15 protein-coding genes and 4 pseudogenes are annotated in these 20,776 nt (G+C 59.3%); 12 read left to right on the top strand and 7 right to left on the bottom strand.

The annotated features are described in order from the left end of the window. Nucleotides 1-2,430: 2,430 nt before the first annotated feature. From FXB38_RS33520 to FXB38_RS33510, 3 genes are all read left to right on the top strand, one after another. Complete coding sequence (locus tag FXB38_RS33520) at nucleotides 2,431-2,799, top strand: hypothetical protein (RefSeq protein ID WP_246230329.1); 369 nt, start codon at nucleotides 2,431-2,433, stop codon at nucleotides 2,797-2,799. A gap of 190 nt (nucleotides 2,800-2,989) precedes the next feature. Further along, nucleotides 2,990-4,453, top strand: coding sequence for a serine hydrolase domain-containing protein (locus FXB38_RS33515; RefSeq protein ID WP_246230327.1), 1,464 nt, complete (start codon nucleotides 2,990-2,992; stop codon nucleotides 4,451-4,453). Nucleotides 4,454-4,680: 227 nt separating this feature from the next. Then, on the top strand, nucleotides 4,681-5,649 hold the full coding sequence (locus FXB38_RS33510; RefSeq protein ID WP_246230325.1) for an IS110 family RNA-guided transposase: 969 nt from the start codon (nucleotides 4,681-4,683) through the stop codon (nucleotides 5,647-5,649). A gap of 431 nt (nucleotides 5,650-6,080) precedes the next feature. Here FXB38_RS33510 and FXB38_RS33505 read toward each other — a convergent pair whose 3' ends face one another. Next, nucleotides 6,081-6,926 (bottom strand): helix-turn-helix domain-containing protein, encoded by an 846-nt coding sequence (locus FXB38_RS33505; RefSeq protein ID WP_187435317.1) that lies wholly within the window; start codon nucleotides 6,924-6,926, stop codon nucleotides 6,081-6,083. A 362-nt stretch (nucleotides 6,927-7,288) separates the two neighbouring features. Here FXB38_RS33505 and FXB38_RS43165 point away from each other — a divergent pair, with 362 nt between their 5' ends. Next, nucleotides 7,289-7,459, top strand: coding sequence for a hypothetical protein (locus FXB38_RS43165; protein WP_187435316.1), 171 nt, complete (start codon nucleotides 7,289-7,291; stop codon nucleotides 7,457-7,459). Between the two features lie 894 nt (nucleotides 7,460-8,353). Here the strand turns inward: FXB38_RS43165 and FXB38_RS33500 are convergent. Continuing rightward, nucleotides 8,354-8,965, bottom strand: a complete 612-nt coding sequence (locus FXB38_RS33500) for a tetratricopeptide repeat protein (RefSeq protein ID WP_148755221.1) — start codon at nucleotides 8,963-8,965, stop codon at nucleotides 8,354-8,356. A gap of 583 nt (nucleotides 8,966-9,548) precedes the next feature. Between FXB38_RS33500 and FXB38_RS33495 the strand changes: the two genes are divergently transcribed. Beyond that, nucleotides 9,549-10,565: a SphA family protein gene (locus tag FXB38_RS33495; RefSeq protein WP_148755220.1), complete on the top strand. Its 1,017-nt coding sequence runs from the start codon at nucleotides 9,549-9,551 to the stop codon at nucleotides 10,563-10,565. Between the two features lie 646 nt (nucleotides 10,566-11,211). Here the strand turns inward: FXB38_RS33495 and FXB38_RS33490 are convergent. The 4 genes from FXB38_RS33490 to tnpA (FXB38_RS45130) all read right to left on the bottom strand — a co-directional run bounded on the left by FXB38_RS33490 (nucleotide 11,212) and on the right by tnpA (FXB38_RS45130) (nucleotide 13,887). After that, a complete protein-coding gene (locus tag FXB38_RS33490; RefSeq protein ID WP_148755219.1) occupies nucleotides 11,212-11,451 on the bottom strand; it encodes a hypothetical protein in 240 nt (79 codons plus the stop codon). After that, nucleotides 11,448-13,100: an IS66 family transposase gene (tnpC, locus tag FXB38_RS33485; protein WP_148755218.1), complete on the bottom strand. Its 1,653-nt coding sequence runs from the start codon at nucleotides 13,098-13,100 to the stop codon at nucleotides 11,448-11,450. The genes FXB38_RS33490 and tnpC overlap by 4 nt, the downstream gene beginning before the upstream one ends. A gap of 95 nt (nucleotides 13,101-13,195) precedes the next feature. Then, entirely contained in the window at nucleotides 13,196-13,495 is a 300-nt protein-coding gene (gene tnpB / locus FXB38_RS33480) for an IS66 family insertion sequence element accessory protein TnpB (protein WP_246230323.1), read from the bottom strand. Continuing rightward, complete coding sequence (tnpA, locus tag FXB38_RS45130; RefSeq protein ID WP_148755217.1) at nucleotides 13,492-13,887, bottom strand: IS66-like element accessory protein TnpA; 396 nt, start codon at nucleotides 13,885-13,887, stop codon at nucleotides 13,492-13,494. Before tnpA (FXB38_RS45130) ends, tnpB (FXB38_RS33480) begins: the two co-directional genes overlap by 4 nt. A gap of 87 nt (nucleotides 13,888-13,974) precedes the next feature. Between tnpA (FXB38_RS45130) and FXB38_RS33470 the strand changes: the two are divergent. Continuing rightward, nucleotides 13,975-14,290 (top strand): annotated as a pseudogene (locus FXB38_RS33470) (transposase); the annotation flags it as partial. After that, nucleotides 14,283-14,879, top strand: a pseudogene (locus FXB38_RS33465) (Gfo/Idh/MocA family protein); the annotation flags it as partial. The pseudogenes FXB38_RS33470 and FXB38_RS33465, both read left to right, overlap by 8 nt. On the opposite strand, the gene FXB38_RS33460 reads toward FXB38_RS33465, so the two are convergent. Then, a complete protein-coding gene (locus tag FXB38_RS33460; protein WP_148755216.1) occupies nucleotides 14,853-15,722 on the bottom strand; it encodes a recombinase family protein in 870 nt (289 codons plus the stop codon). The pseudogene FXB38_RS33465 and the gene FXB38_RS33460 overlap by 27 nt on opposite strands. A 464-nt stretch (nucleotides 15,723-16,186) precedes the next feature. Here FXB38_RS33460 and FXB38_RS33455 point away from each other — a divergent pair, with 464 nt between their 5' ends. From FXB38_RS33455 to FXB38_RS33435, 5 genes and pseudogenes are all read left to right on the top strand, one after another. Next, the gene (locus FXB38_RS33455) at nucleotides 16,187-17,692 is read left to right on the top strand and encodes a porin (protein ID WP_148755215.1); all 1,506 of its coding nucleotides are present in this window, start codon (nucleotides 16,187-16,189) and stop codon (nucleotides 17,690-17,692) included. 170 nt (nucleotides 17,693-17,862) lie between these two features. Then, nucleotides 17,863-18,258: an IS66-like element accessory protein TnpA gene (gene tnpA, locus FXB38_RS33450; protein ID WP_148755214.1), complete on the top strand. Its 396-nt coding sequence runs from the start codon at nucleotides 17,863-17,865 to the stop codon at nucleotides 18,256-18,258. Further along, the gene (gene tnpB / locus FXB38_RS33445) at nucleotides 18,255-18,602 is read left to right on the top strand and encodes an IS66 family insertion sequence element accessory protein TnpB (protein ID WP_148755213.1); all 348 of its coding nucleotides are present in this window, start codon (nucleotides 18,255-18,257) and stop codon (nucleotides 18,600-18,602) included. The genes tnpA (FXB38_RS33450) and tnpB (FXB38_RS33445) overlap by 4 nt, the downstream gene beginning before the upstream one ends. Nucleotides 18,603-18,908: 306 nt before the next feature. Continuing rightward, a pseudogene (gene istA, locus FXB38_RS33440) lies at nucleotides 18,909-20,418 on the top strand (IS21 family transposase). Nucleotides 20,419-20,432: 14 nt separating this feature from the next. Beyond that, a pseudogene (locus FXB38_RS33435) lies at nucleotides 20,433-20,756 on the top strand (ATP-binding protein); the annotation flags it as partial. Nucleotides 20,757-20,776: the final 20 nt, after the last annotated feature.

Below are 20,776 nucleotides of genomic sequence, written 5' to 3'. Positions count from 1 at the left end.
TTGATTAGCCGAGCAAACCGCTAGTGCACTAACTCTTTGTTGGTCGGTCAAGGTCAGGACAAAAACCGATGAAGGTAACGATGAGACGTCGCCCAACAAACGCCGGTCTTTCGCAAGCCACGCGCGTGGTTCCTCTGGAGAAGCGTTTCGTTCGTGCGCGGCCTGATATGTGAGAATGCCAACGACTGTAACGGAATACAAAAAAGACCGCAGCGCCTTTCGACGCTGCGGCCCCGCCGGGTCAAAAAGAATTGGTAAAATATTGACCAGCCCCAGTAGCAAAAAAACTACGTTGGGAAATTTCTTGCAGCAATCGGATTCGCTGGCTTCATTTAACGGAACACAGCTGTTGCGCTCCGACGACAGTTCCTATTCATGCTAATAAGCGTAGCTGTGCCCGCCCCCTAGCAGGGCGGATGCGCCAAGCGACCTAAGCCAAGCGGCTGTCCGGGCTCTGTGATCGGTCGCGGCGCGCTTCGTTTGAGACTGAGTTGAGCAACATCTCTAGCTTCGATTGCTCTTCATTCAGGCGCCATTCGACGAACTGGCGCTCGAACTCTGTCAGGCTGGTCTGCAATAGTGGCGATAGCGTTGAATATTGTTGCGGTGTGCACGCACCAACTGGTCGTCAATCATCATCGTCTTCCCTGACGCTACTGTCTCATTCCCTTTTGCTTCATCGGGTGAGGCCCCCGAGGCAACATTCCAAGACGTCACTGGTGCGGAATATCTTCGCTCCGCGACGCCGGTATTCCCCTTGGCCGGGGCTTTAAATCCTGGTCCCTCAATTCTGGCGGACTTAGATGACAGAAACAAGAAATGTTCGAGGGACGCTCCGCGAACTTTTTTCCGATCTGTGAACCTTTCACAATCGCATCTGGTGCCGGTTCGATGTCGGCTGTCGTCCGTCAACCGGACGTCGAGCCGCACCTGAAAGTTGACGGTCGTCATGGCCGCGCGCGTGACCTCCGTTAAAAACTGGACTTGATCGGTCGCGTGTTCCACCGAGCCTTCTCGTAGCAGTGGCGCAGCTCCATGCCCAAACGGCGCCGACGTGTGCACCACTCCCAACCACTGGAACAACGCCTCACCCAAGAGGCGCACGATCTGCGCGAGGCCGCGAAAGCGCTTCCTTCGCCCGGTCTAAGGGCGGGCGCCGACCTAAATGCGCAGCTATGAATGAGTCCGAGTCTGGCCCGAAAGAGAAGATCGCGACGGCATGCGGTCCATCAGCATTGCTCTAGACCGGAGGCGGAAGGGGACGCGCCGAGTATGTTGGCGCGCCAACTCCGCCACGGGGGCCCCGGACGGGCAATGTCCGGTTTAGGCAGCATAGTGTTCGAGAAGGCGATACCAATCCAAGTCGCGCATTACGCTTGATAGCCGTGTCGCGCGTTAATTCGGGACCTGAGCAAAAAAAACCTGAGCAAGATGAGAGAGAACAAATTCTATTCCGCTGCGTTGTCGTGCCAACAGGAGGGCACGATGTTGGACTTGCGAGTGATTGCGGCTTCGCTGGCGGTGATGGTTGCGCTGATGTCGGTGGTGTTGGCTGAGCCGACAAAAGACCAGACGCCGGTCGCCTCTTAAGGCTCGACAGACGCTCGCCCCGTGCACGTCCGGGTCATTCTTCCGGCGCCATGGGAGCCAAGCAATCCGCCAGCGGAACGGGCCGCCAAGTAAGCACGACGCACCCGCACGTCGCGCGTGCACGCTAAAGATGTCTCAGATGCCGGAGCGGAACTTCAAGCTGAGACCTCGATTGAGGGGGTGACCCTGAACGAGCTCTTTCTTCTGCTTTCGTCCACTTAACTTGCTTACCCCCCGCTGTCAGCTCGAACGAGTAAACGGTGAAGAGCTGCACGTCAGCTTCATTCGAGAGGCGGGATGCCGCAGGCGCTCGACCGGATAGGCTCGCAGTCTTTCTGTCCCCGCGTCCGTCGTGCCTCAAACCAGACGAGCGGCATGAGGCTCCGTCTTTTCTAATGGGAAGTCGCGTCGGCTGGGGCGCGATACCAGATCTGAACGCCACACCGGCATTCGAATAGGCTGTCCGAGCCCTCTGCTTTCGGATCGAGCTTGACAAGCCGGGGCCATCGCTCACGCCGAGGGCGTCTGAATTGTTGATGCTGCATTGTCCTGGCGGACAGCGGAACATCAGGAACATTGCCCGCTCCATCGCCCGTCGAATGACACCGAGACCGTCGTTGAGATCTCCCCCGAGAGCGAGGTTGTGCGGATCGGGAGTCTTTGGCCATCTAGTCCAAGCGCGATGGTAAGCGACCGCTCGAGATCTCAATAGACCAAATCTCTGCAACTTAATCCTCGTTCCGATGGTCGAGCGCATGCTTTTTAGGCAATTGTCCGCGGCATCATGCGAGTCGGGGCATGTCATGTGCTTATTCCTAGATGAAAATGAGAGGACCTGTCATGCAGCTTGAAAGACTCCCGTCCATCGCATTCAAATCGCCCGCGATCGCGCTTTCAGGGGTTGTCGACTACGAAATGTACACGAAATTTAGGACTCAGTTCGATAACGCCTCGGAGGAGAAGATCGTGGTCACCGAGCCTTCGACACTTGGCGGTGACCCAGAGGTGGCGCGAATGATGGGGGAAGACATCCGCTTTGCCAGCGAGATGGAGCCGCATCGGCGGTTCGTGTTCCTCGGCAAAGCTGCCATCTATTCAGCCGGCACGACGTTCATGAGCTTTTTCGCGCGGCAGAACCGCTATCTCGCCCGAGGGACGCGCCTCATGATCCACGAGCGAAAGCTTTCGAAGAAGCTGGTGGTCCTCTGACCACATGCATCGCGGTCGTGAAGGCAACTCTCAACGAAATCGAGTGTTCGATTGCCATTCAGAATGAGGGCTTCCAAAACCTTATCGTGGGATCCAGCGTGACACTCGAGGATGTCCTGCAAAAGGCGCCGTCAAACTGGTATTTGGAAGCACAGGAAGCGAAAATGCTTGGTCTCGTGGAAGAGGTCCTATGATATTCGCCAGCACTGCACATAATCCAGAGCGATCTCAGTTGCTGAGCGCGAAAAGCAGCAGCAGGCTCGTTTGCAACCGCAATAACGGCGGCTCGACACAGGGCCATTGGAGCGAGGCTCACATGTTTAGCACATCCTCGTCACGCGGTACCTCGGCCTATCTTGAAAGTCTGACGCGAGCCGGCCAACGAATCAAGGCGGCGGCAAGGTGGGTGCCGTTCGCGCTCGTCGCTGCGCTCGTTGCTGCAAGTTCGAACGCCACGTTTGGAGATGCGCCGGCCGCACGACGCTTTTCGCAACCGGGCCTTCAGCGGATCGGTGATTATCTACGACATGAGATCGCGATCGGTAAAATTCCCGGCGCGATCCTGTTGATCCAGCAGCACGGAAAGCCAGTCTATTTCGAGAAATTCGGCCTGCGCGACGTCGCAACCAAGGTACCGATGACGGATGACACCATCTTTCGGTTCTATTCGATGTCGAAGCCTATCACATCGGTTGCCGCGCTGATGCTGGTGGACGACGGCAAGCTGTCGCTCGATGACCCCCTCTCCAAATACATTCCGGCCTTTGCCGACGTAAAGGTCGGCGTGGAAACGCCCGACGCGACTGGAAAGCCAGTGTTTACGCTGGAACCGCTCAAGCGCCCGATCACCGTACTCGACCTGATGCGACAAACTTCCGGTATCACCTACGGGTTTTACGGCGACGGCCCCGTGCAAAAACTCTATCGGCAGGCCGACCTTTACGGCGGCGATTTTGACAACGCCGAGTTCGCTACGCGCCTGGCGAACCTGCCGCTCGCCGAGCAGCCGGGTACGACGTGGACCTATAGCCATTCCGTCGATGTGCTCGGGAGGGTGATCGAGGTGGTTTCGGGACAATCGCTATTTCAGTTCGAGAAGGAGCGGCTGCTGGATCCCCTTGGCATGAGCCATACCGCGTTTTTTGTCGCGGACGAGGCGAAGCGCCCGCTGGTTGCCCAGTTCCTGCCGGATGATCTGATAGACCCGCCCATTGCCGGAATCAGGGACCCGATGGTGCATAGGCGCTGGGAATCCGGTGGTGCCGGAATGGTAGGGACGACCGGCGACTACGCGCGCTTTGTGCAGATGCTCCTGAATGCCGGCACGCTTGACGGACGACGCTATCTGAAGCCGGAGACGGTGGCCCTGATGACGTCGGACCAAATCGGTCCCGGGAGCGGAATCGCATCCGCCAATGTCTATTTTCTTGCAGTCCACGCCGGATTCGGATTGGGCGTTGCCGTGCTCACATCGCCGCAACCGAAGAGGCCGTGGCCGCCAGGCATATATGGATGGGATGGCGTGGCCGGCGCCTTTTTCTTTGTTGACCCGAATGACGATCTGTTCGCGCTCTGCATGATGCAGTCACCATCGCACCGCGGGCGGATCGAGACGGAGTTGGCGCCGCTGGTTTTCGATGCGATGGTGAGGTAGGTTGCCAAAGCTTGATCGACTTCAGGGACCGATCGCGATTGCCGTTAGGCGGCAATGCATTCGGCTTCTACCTCGAGTTGCCCGCGTCACTCCTTGGCCGCGCTGGCGAGGTGATCGCTTTGCATTGAATGAGCCCGGTATTGATGCTGTGGACGGCGCCTCCACCGGCACGAGAGTGCCAAGGAATGGGAGCCGTCTGAGGCTCCCACGATTCGGAGGAGCAGCCTATGCAGTCAATTTCGACAGTCGGCCTGGATATCGCGAAGTCGGTCTTTCAAGTGCATGGATGCAGCCGGCCAGGTGGTCGTACGCCGTCAGTTGCGGAGCCGGTACGTGCTGGCGTTTTTCTAGAAGCTGCCGCCATGCCTGGTGGGGTCGAAGCTTGCGCTTCATCGCACCATTGGTCCCGCGAGTTACAGACGTTGGGGCATACGGTGCGATTGATGCCTCCGGCCTATGTGAGGCCCTACGTCAAGCGACACAAGAACGACACCACCGACGCGGAGGCAATTTGCGAGGCGGTCGCGAGACCCAATATGCGGTTCGTGCCGACCAAGACGGTGGAGCAACAGAGCTGTCTAATGCTTCACCGAGCGCGCCATCTCTTCATCCGCCAGCAGACTGCCGTGATCAATTCAATCCGCGCCTATCTCGCCGAGTTCGGGATTATCGCCCCTGCCGGGCGCAGGGGTGTCGAGCAACTGCTGGAGGTCGTCGCCGATAACGCCGACTATCGGCTGCACGAGGTTGCCCATGCGTGTCTTGCTGCTCTCGGCAGTCAGTTGCGGGCATTGATGGCTCAAATCCTGGAGTTCGACCGACGCATCATCGCCTGGCATCGATCAAGCGCGACGAGCAAACGGCTGGACGCGATCGCCGACGTCGGGCCGGCGTTGGCAACAGCCTTGGTCGCCAGCATTGCGGATCCCAAGGCTTTCCGATCGGGACGGGACTTCTCGGCCTGGGTGGGACTGGTGCCGAAGCAGAACTCGAGCGGGGGCAAGGACAAGCTTGGCAGTATCAGCAAACAAGGCGATCGCTATTTGTGCAGCCTGTTCACGGCTGGCGCGCTCGCCGTCATCCGCTATGCCAAAGATCCATGGCACCGATCATCGGCCCTGGCTCACTCGATTGTTGGCCCGGCGCCCCGCCAAGGTAGCCGCTATCGCACTCGCCAACAAACTCGCCCGGCATGATGGCCCGGAACGAACGCTACAAGCAACCCGCCGCTCTCGCGGCGTGAATGAGATCACACGGGAAAGCCCGGCGTGACGTAACGGTTGGGAAGGCGAACACACGTAATGCAGTGCCGGTCGATCCGGCGATCAGGACAACTCACATGGGCCATAGCATCCTCGAATGCGAAGTATTGACCGGGACCTGACCCGCGGAGAGCACTATGGCCAGCGGTCATGTGAACCGCGTAAACAGGCCGAACACATGGCTGCTCCGACCAATGCTGCGACGTGAAGATTCTTCTTCAACCTGGAGCTGTCCACACATGGCCCATCGCTTCCGTTGACGCGGTGCGTCGGCTGGTCTGGTATCGAGGGTAGAGCAGAAATCATCGCCTGCGGTGTATACCGCCGCCTTTGACCCAAAGCGGTTCTCGAACTTGGCCCGCGACCTACGCAACAAGCTGTGAGGGGCGACCCGTTCTGGCCGGTCGGTCGTTTGGCGGGCGACGAAGAGTAGCAAGCGGCCGCTCGTTAAATAATTCGCGATAGGCAACTGAAAAGCGACCGAGTTCCCAGAACCCATGTGACATGGCAATCTCCGTGACCGTTGCGGAGCCGGATGTTGCTTGCTCCAACGCGCGGCGAACAAGGTGCATTCTCCGCAAATTTAGATAACGGCTAGGCCCCATTCCCAAGTGGTTCTCACAGGCAGCGCGCAGCGTTCGCTCAGCTACCCCGACGGCCGCGCAGACCTGTTCTAAATTCAATGGTGAATTGGGGTGCGCATCTAAAAATGCCTCGAACCGGGCAACGATAGTCCTGTGTCCCGGCCCAGCCATCTTCATTTTCGAAGCATTGCAATCGGTCAGACAAGCGAGCAAAGCGTGGGTCAACTTATGCTCAACGGCGCGAATAACCTCGGGAAGCTCTAGAAGCTCCGGGGTCGTCTTGGCGAAAGCTCCGACCATCGCATGCAGTTCAAGCAATCGTTTCATCAGCTCTGGCGCGGGCCGGAGGAAGCGGGCGCACTGTTCCGGTTGCCATTCGAAACCCATCATCGATTTGGACGCTGCGGCAAGGTCGCTCGGCCTAATTGACACACCACCGAGGCGGTATTTTCCGGTTGTCACGACGTGCTGCATGTCGCTGTCGTTTGCGCAGAGTTCACCCGGCGAGAATAGCTGGCCTCGGTTGTATACTTCCGGCTGATCTTCGGTCAGGAAGGTGAACACCTTGCGGTCCGGCCTGATCGCCCCTCTATGCACACGCGGCAAAGTTTCCTCGAAGCGTTGCATCCACAGTTGGTCCAACGTCACTTGCGTGATCCGGGCCTCGAATGCCCCCTTCGAAGTTGGCAATACCTCTATATCGGCAGATCGGACATTCGCTGAGTACTGAGCGGGGTCAGTGAAAGTGAGAATCCTACTACGCTTCACTTTTGATGCTCCGATGGTACGCATACACCCTGAGCGAGCAACAATACTGAGCCTAGTCTGATCAAGTTCCGAGACTATGCAAAATCGGCCGAAATCGACGATTGTTGAGCGATGCCGAAATCGCATAGATTGTATGTCGAAAGAGTGACAGACTTTTCAACCGCGCAAACAATCAAGCATTCCGGAGCGCTTCGGGCGGTGATCAAGGAAGGAGAGGCGCGATGAGCGAAGAGCCATTGACCGCAGTGCAGTGCGGCGAAGTCGAGAGTGCGATGCGACAGGAAGCCGCGCCCCTCCCACCATCATGCGAGCAGGAGCGGTTGCTGCAGTTGGCAGATGGATACCGGATGCTCGCGAGCCTCAAGAGATTGGTGCTTCGAGAAGTGAATTGATCGCCACCACTGGCCAACTGCTTCCGTTGTTGTGAAGGGTTTCGGATGCCGGCCCCATGACGGTGTTGCCGCGCACACGGGGCCGGCGTCCGAAAGCCTCCAAAGGAGGAAACCGCGCTGGGGGGACGTAGGACGATGCCGAGTGATAGAGCTAGTCGCGTCAAACAACCTTCAGACGATCAGGACGATCACTTATGTTTGGCGGCACCTGTACTTTCAATGGCTTGGCTATAGCAAAAATGCCACACCACACAATCTAAACGTGAGCTCCTCGATATTTGAAGGCCATGAGGCAAACTGATCTCTAGCGGCTGGAAAGCCCCTGGGGCTATCAGAGCCGAAACTGTTTCGAGCTGCTCGTCAAGAGCATCACCGCATTTGTAACTCTGCTTACGTCGAGATTCCTGGACTGGGTCCAACTAGCGCGACGTTGCACACAATCGCGATCGAGGGTTCGAGTTGGCTCTTGTGCAATGGTTGGTGCTCCGCCACGAACTTCCAGATCAGCACGTCCTCGATCATCGGATCATCGCCAGCTACGGGCTAATTGCCCCGCTCGTCACGATGAGCTGTCGCCTATTGCTTCGCCGTGTCGCCAGCCGCGGTGTTCTACCGCGCGAGCGGTTTAGTCCTCTGACCCCGAGCCGACATTGAACACTAGCCCAATAGCGGCGCATGCAGTGTCGACGTCATCCCGTTCCCGACATAATGTGCTCGAAACCGTGCACGAGATAGGCGGATCTGCCCACCTCGCGCTTTTTGACCCATAAGGCCTCAGCACTGCATAGGAATTCCGCAAACGAGAAGGTGGCTGCTTAGCCGGTTTCCAGTCGCGCGCGAGCTTCTGCGCTTCGGCTATCTGAGCTGGGGTCATTCTTCGTTCGGCCATTTCTATTAGGGTCTTGGCCGCTTTTTTCTCACCCTGTGCCGCCGATAGACTGAACCACATGTGGGCAGGGACATAGTCCTGCGGCACACCTCGGCCTTCGGCGTACATGACCCCGAGATGGAGCATGGCGCGACAGCATGGCCTTGCTTGGCAGCCCTCTGAAACCAGATCACCGCTCCACTATCGTCCTGCGGCACGCCTTTGCCGTTCGCGTACTGATTCCGGAGCATAAACTCGGCGATGGCGTCGCCCTGGTCTGCAGCCTTCCGAAACCACGTCACGGCCTCGGTATCGTCCTGCGCCACGCCTTGGCCGTAGAGATACAGCATCCCGAGATTGGACTGGGCCAGGGCGTTGCCTTGCTCTGCAGCTTTGCGAAACCATATTGCTGCGGCAGCACTATCTTGCTGCACGCCGTGGCCCGCCACATACATTAAGCCAAGATTGAATTGGGCTGCGGCGTCACCATCATTGGCCAGCGGGCGAATAAGACGCAGCGCCTTGGCGTAGTCGCCTCTGGCGTGAGCGTCCGCAGCATCCTCGAATGGGCCAGCGGCCACAGGTGCGGCGAAGACTGACGCTAGAACGACGGCGACGACCATGAGCTTGAGGTTCATCGTCTGGCAACTTTGCTCTTGGTCACACTCGATTGCCAATAAGCAATCGTGAGATGGCGGTTCGATGAGCCGCAAAGCCTAGCCGTAAGCGAATACATTTGTCACTGGCGGCAAACGAGCAAGAGACGGCTGCTTCATGGCTCAATATGCGACCGAACACCAGCTGGCATCGCGTTGCAGCAAGAGACGCCGGCGAAAGGCAACGCGAGCCGTTTTTTCCCACTCGTTGGTTGGGGTCCGAGAATAGAATCAGTGGCACAAACTGCATACTCAACATTTCCAGCTATGAGAGGGTTGCAGCTAGGGGCTGCCGCGGCACCCAATCGGACTTGGGTTACCGAATGTGGCTCTTGGGTCGCAGTGCTGATCTTTTTTACGACAGATCTATCCCCATCGAATTTTACATGATGAGCCCTGGTCGCCTCGGGGGTACGCTGTCACCGAGTTGTATTCGGAGGCGACACATCTTGCGAGGCACGACATGACGGCGAGAATTGCAATGCCGGCGGCGGAGAGTGAGCGACCGAGATTAGCACGTCGACGGAGACTTGGCGTTGCTGCAATTGCCTTGGCACCTGCAGTCATGTTTTTTTCCGATTGTGCGCGGGCCGATGAAAGCGGCGTCAGCTTCTGGATCCCAGGCCTCTTTGGAAGCCTCGCGGCCACACCGCAACAGCCGGGCTGGTCATGGGCGAATATCTACTACCATACCTCCGTATCGGCCGGCGCCGACGTCGCGCGTGCGCGTGAATTCACGCTCGGCAGGGTTCCGGCGAACGTCACCGTCAACGCAAATCTGAATTTGAATCTCCACGCCACCGGCGATCTTGGCTTTGTGGTCCCGGCCTATACATTCGCGACGCCGGTGCTCGGCGGTCAGGCGTCGGTATCCATGTTGGCCGCCTATGGCGTCGTCGGCACCAGCCTGGCGGGGACCTTGTCCGGCGTGGCCACGGGGCCACTAGGCAACAACGTTCCCTTTGCGCGGTCCGACACCATCAGCGACACGACATGGGGCTTCGGGGATCTCGCGCCGCAATTCACATTGCGCTGGAACGCCGGCGTCCACAATTACATGACCTACATCACGGGCGACATCCCGGTTGGCGCTTACCAATCCGATCGCCTGTCGAATTTGGGCATCGGACACGGCGCGATCGATGCCGGCGGCGGCTACACCTATTTCAATCCGCAGACCGGCCACGAAGTCTCCGGTGTGCTGGGCTTCACCTACAATCTCAAAAATACTACGACGCAGTACCAGAGCGGCGTCGATCTGCACTTCGACTGGGGTGCATCGCAGTTCCTGTCGAAGCAGGTCATGGTTGGCCTCGTCGGCTATGTCTATAAGGAACTCGGCTGCGATAGCGGCTCAGGCGACCGTGTCGGCTGCTTCCAGTCCCAGGTGGTCGGCATCGGCCCCCAGATCGGGTTCCTTTTTCCGGTCGGCGACATGCAGGGCTATCTCAATTTTAAGGCTTACGGAGAATTCGCTGCGGAAAACCGGCCAGCCGGCTGGAATACCTGGCTGACCTTCTCGATCTCGCCGCCCGCTCCCGGAGCGCCTCCGACGACAAAACCGATCGTCAGAAAATATTAAGCCAAAGCTGCCGACGTTCGGGTCCAAAAAAGGGAGCTGAACGTGAAATGCACGAAGCGGTCGTTGGCCGTCATCTGCGTGCTATTGGCAGTGCATCTGCCCTTGAGTATTGGAAGACTCAATGCTCGCGATGCCGATCATGGCTCTGATACCTTGGTGCGCGCTCAGACCGCTAAAGAGCAATGCGTAAATGCCTGCCGTGCACGCTATCGCGACTGTCGTCGGCTGAAGCAGTTAGCATCGTTCGAGTGTCGGGGGATTTACCAGGACTGCACCCGATACACTTGTACTGGCTCAGGACCAGGATGACCGACTTGCCTTTTCCGCCGTAAGCGGCAACGCCAGCCGACCTCTCCATCCCTGACCGCGTCGACGATCTGACCGAGTGATGTTGCGCTGCATGAGTTCGTTTGTGGCCCGTAGGCGACGAGACAAAAACTATGCGGCACGTCGGCCATCGAGGTCAGACCGGACATCAACTAGGTGCGGGCAAATTGACGCGATTGACCCTGGCTGTGTGAAAACGAAGTACCCTCATGATTCTCTCGTGGCTCTGCGGGAGGAATCGATGAAGCGCTTCATTGAAGAGGCGGATCGTGGGCAATGGACGCTGTTGCTTGGTATCCATTCGGCGTAGGCCGCAGGGTTACCGCCTGAGTAGTCCAGGGTTCTCTTTATAGAACTTGATGAGCTCGATCAGGTTGTCGATGCCGAAGTCGGTGAACGCCTGAACGCCGTCTTCTCCGACGCCATAGACCCAGATGACGCCATCCTCGATCTCCATCTCGTTGGCGATGTCCCACAGCCAATCTTCGTCTTCGCCGAGGTCTTTGGCGACTTTGGTGATGGTGGTGACTTGATGGACCTTGTTGACGTGGGTGGTCATGCCGCCGCTCGAGCGGAGAGCGCAGATGCTGGCGTCCAATTCCAGGGCAGAAGTTCGTCCAGCCGATGAGCCGGATGAGCGGCGATGCGGGCGAGGACATTCGTGAGCCACGCCTGCGGATCGATGCCGTTCATTTTGGCTGTGACGATCAGGCTGTACATAGCTGCGGCGCGCCGCCCTCCGCGATCAGATCCGCAGAACAGCCAGGACTTCCGCCCAAGAGCGATGCCTCGCAAGCCCCGTTCGGCGGCATTGTTGGAGAGACACACGCGGCCGTCCTCGAGGAATAGGGTGAAGCTCGCCCATCGCTTCAGGATATAGTTGAACGCCTTAGCCAGGTCGTGCCCCCGAGACAGCTTGGCAAGCTGCTCCCGCATATAGACCTGGAGGTCCTCGACCAGAGGCCGGCTCAACGTCTGCCGAACCCGAAGGCGCTCCTCGGCACTCTTGCCGTTGATGGACCGTTCGATCTCGAACAGCGCATCGATCCGCCGCACGACCTCGATCGCGATCGGCGAGAGCGGGATTTCCTTTTTGCCGGTGGCCCTGCGCCGGGCATTCTCTTCGATGTCGGCCATCGCGAAGAACGGGCGCCGTCCATGCGACCAGCAGGCAGCCTCCCGGATTGGCCCGGCCTGGCGTCCCGGCAGATAGAGCTGGTTGTACCCGTCATAGGCGTCGGCCTGCAGGATGCCGGCATACCGGGCCAGATGCGCTTGGGGATGCTCGCCCTTGCGGTCGCGGGAGTAGTAGAACATCGCCGCCGGCGGGTCGGTGCCCCCAAATGGCCGATCGTCGCGGACGTAGATCCAGCACCGTCCGGTGTCGGTCTTGCCCTTGGCCAGGACCGGTACCGTCGTATCGTCAGCATGAAGGCGCTCGGCCGCCATGACGTGGGCTTCCACCAAGCGCAGCAGAGGATCCAGCGAGGCACAGACCGCCCCAACGGCATCTGCCATGGTCGACAGTGCGATCGGCACGCCTTCCAGAGCGTAGCGCTCCGCCTGGCGGTTGAGCGGCTGATGCTGGCCGAACTTCTCAAACATAATCATGGCCAAGAGGCTCGGACCAGCCCACCCCCGAGCAACGGCATGGAACGGCGCTGGCGCCTGGCTGATCTTCTCGCAGTCGCGGCAGGAGAACTTCTCGCGGACCGTCTCGATCACCTTCCACTGGCGCGGCACCACTTCTAGCGTGCGGGTCACGTCCTCGCCGAGCTTGCGAAGACGATTGCTGCCGCAGCATTCACAAGCCGTAGGTCCGTCGATCACTACCCGCTCCCGGGGAAGGTGCTCGGGGAAGGTCTGGCGCTCGGCGCGCTTGCGCGTAAATCCGCGCACCGTGGTCGACTTGGCCACGACCCATTCCGCCGCCAGCTCGTCCTCGGTAGCGTCAGCTTCCAGCTCTTCGAACGTCAGCGCCAACTGCTCGATCAGCCGCGCCGAGCGCTCCGACCGTTGTCCGTAGATCTGATGTTTCAGCTTGGCGATCTGCAGCTTCTGCTGGGCAATCAGCGCCTCGTCTTCCGACGCTTTCGCGCGGGCGACCGCGAGCTCGGCGGCGATCTCCAAAGCCTTCGCGCGCTCGACTGCCAGCGCCTTCTTCAGGGCGGCAACCTCATCCGGAACAGCGTCGCGATCAGCATGCATGCGACGCAGTGAATCACAGATTGGACGAGATGGGACTCCCCAAAATGCAAGAAGCTACAGATTCGGCGCTCAGCCCGCGCTTTGTGGCCGCCAGCTCAGTTGCGGATTCCGCCAGCCATCTGGGCCGCCGAGATCGACACCGCACCGTCCGACGCCGAGGGCCAGATGAACTTGCCACGGTCCAGGCGCTTGGCATAGAGCGACATGCCCAACCCGTCATGCCAAAGAATCTTCACCAGATCACCGCGGCGGCCCCGGAAGATGTAGAGATCGCCGGCATGAGGATCGCGCTTCAAGCTCTCCTGAACCGTGAGAGCCAGGCCTTGCATGCCGCAACGCATGTCGGTGTGGCCAGTGGCGATCCAGACCCTGACGCCGCTTGGGATCGGGATCATCGTCGTCTCAAAACTTCAAGAACCCGCTGCAGCGTCTCGGTGTCTACGTCCCGGTCAACGCGCACGCGACAGCCGCCGCCAAACTCGATCTCGATGATTCCAGTCCTTGCGCGCTGCGCCGGCGGGGAAGAGGCCGGTTGTGGCGCGTCACTCGAGATCGGAGACGCCACCGGCGTGATCTCGACGGGAACGAGAGCTGGCACGGAATCTCCGCCCAGCCGACCCTGGCGCGCTTGTCGACGCCACGTGAACAGCAGGCTGTGAGCCACCCCGTGCCGGCGCGCGACGCCGCAGACCGTCTCGCCAGCTTGCAAGGTCTCTTCAACAAGGCGAATTTTCTCGTCGTAACTCCATCGCCGCCGACGCTCGGCGCCCAACACATTGACCTGCATTTGCCAGTGACCTTAAAGCTAGACTTAAGGTCAAATCCTCGGGCCGTCTCTCAAACTAAACAAGGCGGCCGACGCCGGAGGGATACGTTGCTTGAATGCCTCGACGATTTCATTGACGAGAGCAATCCGGTTCGGGGTGATCGATGTGTTCGTCGATACGCTTGATTTGGCCGAGATGAGTTTCGATGGAATTGAGCCTGCGACTGGTCGGCCATCGTACCATCCCTCGGTACTTCTTAAGCTTTACATCTATGGCTATCAGAACCGGGTGCGGTCGAGCCGACAGCTGGAAAGAGAGGCCGGACGCGATGTCGAGGTGATGTGGCTATTGGGACGGCTTGCTCCAGATCACAAGACGATCGCGGACTTCCGCAAGGACAACGGCTTGACGCTGCGCAAGGTCTGAGATCTGCACCCATGCCTACGATCTCACCCTGGTTCGCCACCGGGCTCGAGCTCGACGAATTGCTCGCACAACTGTCGATGTTCGTCGAGGGACGGCGCCTCGATGACGATGTTCAGATCCTCCTCAGGTGGAAGGGCGGCGCCAAGGGCATGCTCTGGACGAGTCAGATCGCCGTCGGCAATGAGAACAGCCTCACCTTACGCGTTTCGGCAGCAAAGACGGCCTTGAATGGTCGCAGGAGAATGCGAACCGGCTCTGGTTCACGCGTTCACGCCCTACGCCTGGCCGAAGCAGCTCCTGACTCGGGCGCGCCAGCGTTTTGGGCGAGGCGAGTCGAGTTGCGCGCTCCCCCTGGTCATCCCGAAGGTTACCTTGAAGGTTTCGCGATTTATGCCGAGGCAGCGTGCGCCATCCATGCCCGGCCAAAAACCAGGTCCTGAGGTGATCTTCCCAACCGTTGAGGATGGTCTGGCAGGCGACGAAGTTCATCGATGCTGCCGTGAAGTCCGCAACATGCAACGAACGGTTTGCGGGCAAGCCAGCCTATAATCTTCTTGCCTCAGGAGATGGAAAGGCATTTGTCTAGCCGGCCGTCCCAGAGACGGATTTCGAAATAACGACCTCTGACATCTTTGCTGATCTGAGCAGAGGGTAGCCGTGGAGTTGAGACGTCGCCAGCAAAGTGGACGACAATCTTCGTTACAATCTCCTTCAGCAGAACGGCAATATCGACCCGCACCGCATAGGAGCGCTCTTGGTTTGTGGAGACTACGATCTTATCGATGAGCTTAATCAGCTTGTCTTTTTGCTCGCCTTGAAGCCTTTCCGCCAGAGCGGGGTGCGCCAAAAATGCTAAGAGAGTAATTTCGAAGTCTCGATATGTCCAAGCGGTGCGACTGCATCCTCCGCCATTCAGAACCTGCTCGCAGGCCAGCACCTGAATATTTGTGACATGGTGCAGTACGACCTCGTTGCCGCAATAGGCGCACGTTGTAAGACCTGCAAAGATGTTCGCGAGTTCATTTCCTTTGCGACCGCGGTTCGCGAGGTTCTGCCTGCGAGCGACCTGCGCGGTTTCATATGTGTTTCTGTCAATGACCGCGGGATAGTGGTTTGGAACCGGTGGCCCGTTCGGGATGCCCTTTTTGTGACCGTCCGCAAAACTCTTGGGTTGGTACTCTCCGTAGGTCGCGCGGTTTCTCAGCATGTAATCGATCGTGGTGTGATCCCACGTTTCGGATTGCGTGAAGGTTGGCACCTTTTTCTCATCGAGGTAGTTGGCAATGGCGTAGCTGCCCATTCCGCCGATCGCCAATTCAAAGATGCGCCTCACGACTTCGGCGCGTTCGGGAATGAACAAATAGCGTTCGCGATCCTCGCTCAGTCCAAGCCAGCTTGGGGCTGCCGAAATTTTCTTATTGTCCGACATTTCGGGGCATCCATTTGAACGCATACACGCAACGCTTTTTAGTTGGCTCGATTCGGCTTTTCCACTGCCCAGGTCCCAAACCAAGCGCCGCGACGTTTGCGCCTCTCGGGTGGTTCCCCCCTGTTGGCAGGGAGTGTCACACCCCTGTGAATAGCGATTATTTTAGAAAAAACATGGAGTTAGTCGACTTTTGGTATGGTCACTGTTGCGTGATTTTTGTGCAACACCCACCCAGATTCGAATTGTTCGACGCCGTCTGCCGTCGTTCGGTTGTTGCGTGTGCAATGGCCATCGATCATGGTGATCAGGCGACGGAGGGGGGCATCCCAAGGTCGTCCCGTTTAGGTCTTTCGCGTAAATAGACCTGAACTAAGAGGATGCGTTGATTTTCAACGAATTTTTCGCGGGTAGCTCAAACGGCTTTGTACGATGATTTGTACGGGGCCTCAACTTGGAGGTTTAACATGAAGTTCAAGGGCCTTTTGCTCGGTTCCGCGGCAGCGCTGCTCGCCGTGGGCGGAGCACAAGCGGCTGATCTTCCCGTAAAGGCCAAGGCGGTCGAATACGTGAAGATCTGCTCGCTCTATGGTGCTGGTTTCTACTACATCCCGGGCACCGACACCTGCATCAAGCTGGGTGGTTACGTGCGCGCTGACGCCATTTTTGGCGGCTCCGGCGACTACGCTTTCAACTACAGCACCGCTGCGGTGAACGGTGGTTCGAACAACCGTCTGACGAACTACTACTACACCCGCGCTCGTATGGACCTTAACGTCGATACCCGCACGGCGACCGAATACGGCGTCGTTCGTACCTACGCTGACATGATCTTCAGCTATGACACGGCCAACGTCACCTCGAGCAGCCCGTCGGCGTTCTCGACCGGCAACCCGTCGCTCGGCCTCTACCATGCGTTCATCCAGTTCGCTGGGTTCACCATGGGCCGCACGGTCTCGATCTTCGACGCGCCGTGGCAGAGCTATCCGGCTGGCGGTCCCGACACCATTCCGGGCGGCTCCAACCATGTCACCGGTATCAATCAGTTTGCTTATACCGCTGACTTCGGCCAGGGCATCACCGGTTCGATCGCCTTGGAAGAGCCCACCACTCAGTCGAACGGTCAGGGCAACCTCTGGAACGCCTCCGGCTTCGCTTCACCGGCCGCTGCTGCCACTGCGTTGATTACGGGTAGTTCTTACGGCTCCAGCGATTGGGGTGGAACGCGCTCCCCCGACATCGTCGGTGCCATCCGTGTTGACCAGGCTTGGGGTCTTGCCCAGTTCTCGGTTGGTGCACATAATCTTCATGCTGCCTACTACGGCGCGACGGAACCCACGGGTCACCCGTCGGACAAGTGGGGCTGGGCGGTTCAGGGTTCGTTGTCGATTAAGAACATCCCGACCGGCGCTGGCGACTCGATCAACTTGCAGGCCGTCTACACCGATGGCATGAGCAAGGAGAACTTCCAGGTCCTGTTCCCGGCAACCTTCGTCATGTTCAGCGGCACGGGCGTGCCTGGTGCATACCAGAGCGTCGGTTTGGCTGGCATTGCTGACGGCGTCTTCGGCGCTGGCGGCAGCATCGAGACCGTGAAGACCTGGGGCGTCCGTGGCGGCTATACCCACAACTGGAGCCCCTACTGGGTGAGCGCCATCTACGGTGGCTACGCTCAGCTGAAGTACGGTGACGGAAGCAAGGCTCTGATCTGTGGCAACTTCGCCAGCATTGCGAACGCCGGGGCGACTTGTAACCCGGACTTCAACTTCGGCGTCGTCGGCGTCAACACGGTCTGGACCCCGGTCAAGAACTTGGCCTTCACTGCGGACCTGAGCTATTCGAGGCTGGACCAGAAGTTCTCCGGCACGATCACTGCTCCGGCCATTCTTACCGCTGCCAAGCCGGCTGCGGTGTATGAGCTGAAGGATCAGAACTCCCTGACCCTGATGCTCCGCGCTCAGCGCACCTTCTGATCTGATCTAACGGATCAAACTAATGGCCCTCGGCAGGAAACTGCCGGGGGTCTTTGCGTTGTGCAGCGACTTGTATCTCTATGGAGGTCCGTCGTGGACGCATCGTAAGCCGTCTCCCTCCGGCGAGGGCCGCCTTGTTGGATTAGTCCAATTGGTGCGTAACAGTCCGTATGGACAGCCATAAGCGCAGTACTCAGCTTGAACGGCTTGAGGTGGTCGAGACTGGTCGTCGTCGGCGCTGGTCGGATGACGAGAAGCTGCGGATCGTGACCGAGAGCTTTGAAGCGCCGCGCGCTATATCGTCGACGGCGCGGCGGCATGGCATATCACGTTCGTTGCTGATGACGTGGCGTCGCGCGTTCGGGCCCGAGCCGATCAGCCCTCAAAGCGAACAATCTGGCTTTGCGCGGGTCGTCCTGGCCGCTGAGGTCGAGCCGGCGGTTGCTGCCACACCGCCGAGTGGGCAGATGGTGATCGTGATTGGCAGGGATCGTCGCGTGATTGTCGACGCCAGCGTCGATGCGGCGGCGCTGGCGCGGGTGCTGCAGGTTCTGGAGCGTCGATGATACCGGTCGCTTCGAACGCACGGATCTGGATTGCGACCGGCCACACCGACATGCGCAAGGGCATGCAGGGTTTGTCATTATTGGTGCAGGAAAGCCTTGGTCGTGATCCGTTCGCCGGAGATGTCTTCGTGTTCCGCGGACGCGGCGGTTCGCTGATCAAGGCCTTGTGGCACGATGGAGTTGGACTGTCGCTCTACGCCAAGCGGTTGGACCGTGGCCGTTTTGTTTGGCCGGCGACGGTGAGCGGTGTGGTGGGGCTGACCGCGGCCCAGATGAGTTATCTGCTGGAGGCGATCGACTGGCGCAACCCGCAGCATACGTGGCGGCCACAGAGCGCGGGATAGGCTCAAAAAGTTCTGAGGTGCGGAAGAAAAGACGCCTCAAATCGCTCCTTTTGTGATTCCATCGGGGCCATGGGTGACGGCCTTGAATGCGGATTCCGATTTATTCCGGCCGGGTATTCCGACTTGAAGCCGGCCACCGTTCCGATTTGAAGCCGGCCACGATTCCGAAATGAAACCGGCCGGCATTCCGATTTGAAGCCGGCCGGGGTTTTGGAAGTCGGCGTTTTCGTTTGGGTCAGTCCCTCAGGCATCAAGTCCCTCGTTGATCAACGGGGGAAGCGGATGCCGGCCAAGAGAGAACTGACCATGCGACAGATACGACAGATGCTGCGGCTTGCCCGTGATGGGGTGAGCGCCCGGGAGATCGGGCGCACGCTCGGCGTGGCGCGCAGCACCATTCAGGACAATCTCAAGCGTGCCTCGACTGCCGGGCTGGCGTGGCCTTTGGCGGGCGATCTGACTGACGCCGTTCTTGAACAACGTCTGTTTGCCCATGCCGGCGTCAGGCGGCTTCCGCCGGCGAGCTGAGCCGGATTGGGCCTCGCTGGCCTGTGAGCTGAAGCGGCCTGGCGTCAATCTGATGGTGCTGTGGGAGGAGTACCGGGCGGTCCACCCGGAAGGATATGGCTACAGCCGGTTCTGCGATTTATTCCGGGAATTCGAGCGGCGGCTGTCGCCGACGATGCGGCAGGATCATCCGGCCGGCGACAAGGTCTTTGTCGATTACTCCGGCAAGAAGATCATGATCGTCGATCGTGCAACCGGGGTCGTGCGTGAAGCGGAGATCTTCGTCGCCGTGCTTGGCGCCTCCAATTACACCTACGCCGAGGCGAGCTGGACGCAGACACTGGCGGACTGGATCGAGGCCCATGTCCGCATGTTCCGGTTTTTTGGCGGGGTGCCGCGGCTTGTCGCCCCTGACAATCTGAAGTCGGGCGTGCACCGGGCCTCATTCTACGACCCTGAAATCAATCGCAGCTACGGGATGATGGCGTCCCATTACGGCGTGGGCATCCTTCCGGCACGGCCAAGAAAGCCCCGGGATAAGGCAAAAGTGGAGGCTGGAGTGCGTTTTGCCCAGACCTATATCCTCGGGCGACTTCGCCGGCAGACCTTCTTCTCCCTGACCGAGGCGAACGCGGCAATCGCCGCCGCGCTGGAGCGCATCAACGCGCACGTCATGCGCCGGATTGGCGTCAGCCGCCGACAATTGTTCGAGACCGTCGAGAGGCCTGTCCTGGCGCCGTTGCCGGATGCCGACTATCAGTTCGCGGAATGGCTCTTCGCGCGCGTCTCGCTCGATTATCACGTCGAGGTCGACGGCTTCTTCTACTCAGTTCCACACGGCCTGATCCGGGAGCAGGTCGACGTTCGCGCCACCACCCGGACCATCGAGTTGTTCCATCGGGGTTTGCGTGTTGCTGCTCACCAGCGCCGTTATGGCGGCCGCCGGCACGGCACTGATCCCGATCACATGCCCAGTGCGCATCGGCGTTACGCCGAGTGGACTCCCGATCGATTCCGGCGCTGGGGGCGGTCAATCGGGCCCAACACTGAGGGCCTCGTCCTCGCCATTCTGGCCAATCGGCCTCATCCCGAACAGGGATTCCGGACCTGTCTCGGCGTGCTTCGGCTGTTCAAGGATATTGATCCCGAACGCGCCGAGCTGATCGCGGCCCGCGCGGTCGCGGTCCGCGCGCTGACCTACAAGAGCATCGCCTCCATCATCGCCAACAAGCTCGAACGCGGTTCTCACGACACCGAGGACGCGATCATCGAACATCCCAATCTGCGCGGCCCCGGTTACTTCCATTGAAAGGATTACCCAGCATGCTCACCCATCCCACCCTCGACCTGCTGCATAGCCTCGGTCTCCACGGTATGGCCAAAGGCTTCAAGGACCTCGATGCCCAGTCCGAAGCGCGCAGCCTCGAACACGCTGAATGGCTGGCGTTGCTCCTGGAACATGAGAAAACGCTGCGCCAGCAAAAGCGGTTCGAAACCAGAGCTCGAGCCGCAAAGCTGCGCCATGCCGCCTGCGTCGAGGATGTCGATTACCGCGCTATCCGCGGCCTCGACCGCACGCTCTTTCTAAAACTCGCCGCCGGCGACTGGATCCGGGCACGACATAATCTCCTTGTTACCGGGCCGTGCGAGCCCGCTTCATAATGCTC

It is taken from the genome of Bradyrhizobium cytisi (genome assembly GCF_008123515.1).
Classification (GTDB): Bacteria; Pseudomonadota; Alphaproteobacteria; order Rhizobiales; family Xanthobacteraceae; genus Bradyrhizobium; species Bradyrhizobium cytisi.
Note: the sequence above shows the minus strand (reverse complement) of the source record. Positions and strands in the feature narration are given on the sequence as shown.

What these genes read in the sequence shown, in the direction of transcription:
- FXB38_RS33520 (WP_246230329.1), top strand. Translation starts at nt 2,431, where the DNA reads ATGCAGCTTGAAAGACTCCCGTCCATCGCATTCAAATCGCCCGCGATC.
- FXB38_RS33515 (WP_246230327.1), top strand. Translation starts at nt 2,990, where the DNA reads ATGATATTCGCCAGCACTGCACATAATCCAGAGCGATCTCAGTTGCTG.
- FXB38_RS33510 (WP_246230325.1), top strand. Translation starts at nt 4,681, where the DNA reads ATGCAGTCAATTTCGACAGTCGGCCTGGATATCGCGAAGTCGGTCTTT.
- FXB38_RS33505 (WP_187435317.1), bottom strand. Translation starts at nt 6,926, where the DNA reads ATGCAACGCTTCGAGGAAACTTTGCCGCGTGTGCATAGAGGGGCGATC.
- FXB38_RS43165 (WP_187435316.1), top strand. Translation starts at nt 7,289, where the DNA reads ATGAGCGAAGAGCCATTGACCGCAGTGCAGTGCGGCGAAGTCGAGAGT.
- FXB38_RS33500 (WP_148755221.1), bottom strand. Translation starts at nt 8,965, where the DNA reads ATGAACCTCAAGCTCATGGTCGTCGCCGTCGTTCTAGCGTCAGTCTTC.
- FXB38_RS33495 (WP_148755220.1), top strand. Translation starts at nt 9,549, where the DNA reads ATGTTTTTTTCCGATTGTGCGCGGGCCGATGAAAGCGGCGTCAGCTTC.
- FXB38_RS33490 (WP_148755219.1), bottom strand. Translation starts at nt 11,451, where the DNA reads ATGACCACCCACGTCAACAAGGTCCATCAAGTCACCACCATCACCAAA.
- tnpC (WP_148755218.1), bottom strand. Translation starts at nt 13,100, where the DNA reads ATGCATGCTGATCGCGACGCTGTTCCGGATGAGGTTGCCGCCCTGAAG.
- tnpB (WP_246230323.1), bottom strand. Translation starts at nt 13,495, where the DNA reads ATGATCCCGATCCCAAGCGGCGTCAGGGTCTGGATCGCCACTGGCCAC.
- tnpA (WP_148755217.1), bottom strand. Translation starts at nt 13,887, where the DNA reads ATGCAGGTCAATGTGTTGGGCGCCGAGCGTCGGCGGCGATGGAGTTAC.
- FXB38_RS33460 (WP_148755216.1), bottom strand. Translation starts at nt 15,722, where the DNA reads ATGTCGGACAATAAGAAAATTTCGGCAGCCCCAAGCTGGCTTGGACTG.
- FXB38_RS33455 (WP_148755215.1), top strand. Translation starts at nt 16,187, where the DNA reads ATGAAGTTCAAGGGCCTTTTGCTCGGTTCCGCGGCAGCGCTGCTCGCC.
- tnpA (WP_148755214.1), top strand. Translation starts at nt 17,863, where the DNA reads ATGGACAGCCATAAGCGCAGTACTCAGCTTGAACGGCTTGAGGTGGTC.
- tnpB (WP_148755213.1), top strand. Translation starts at nt 18,255, where the DNA reads ATGATACCGGTCGCTTCGAACGCACGGATCTGGATTGCGACCGGCCAC.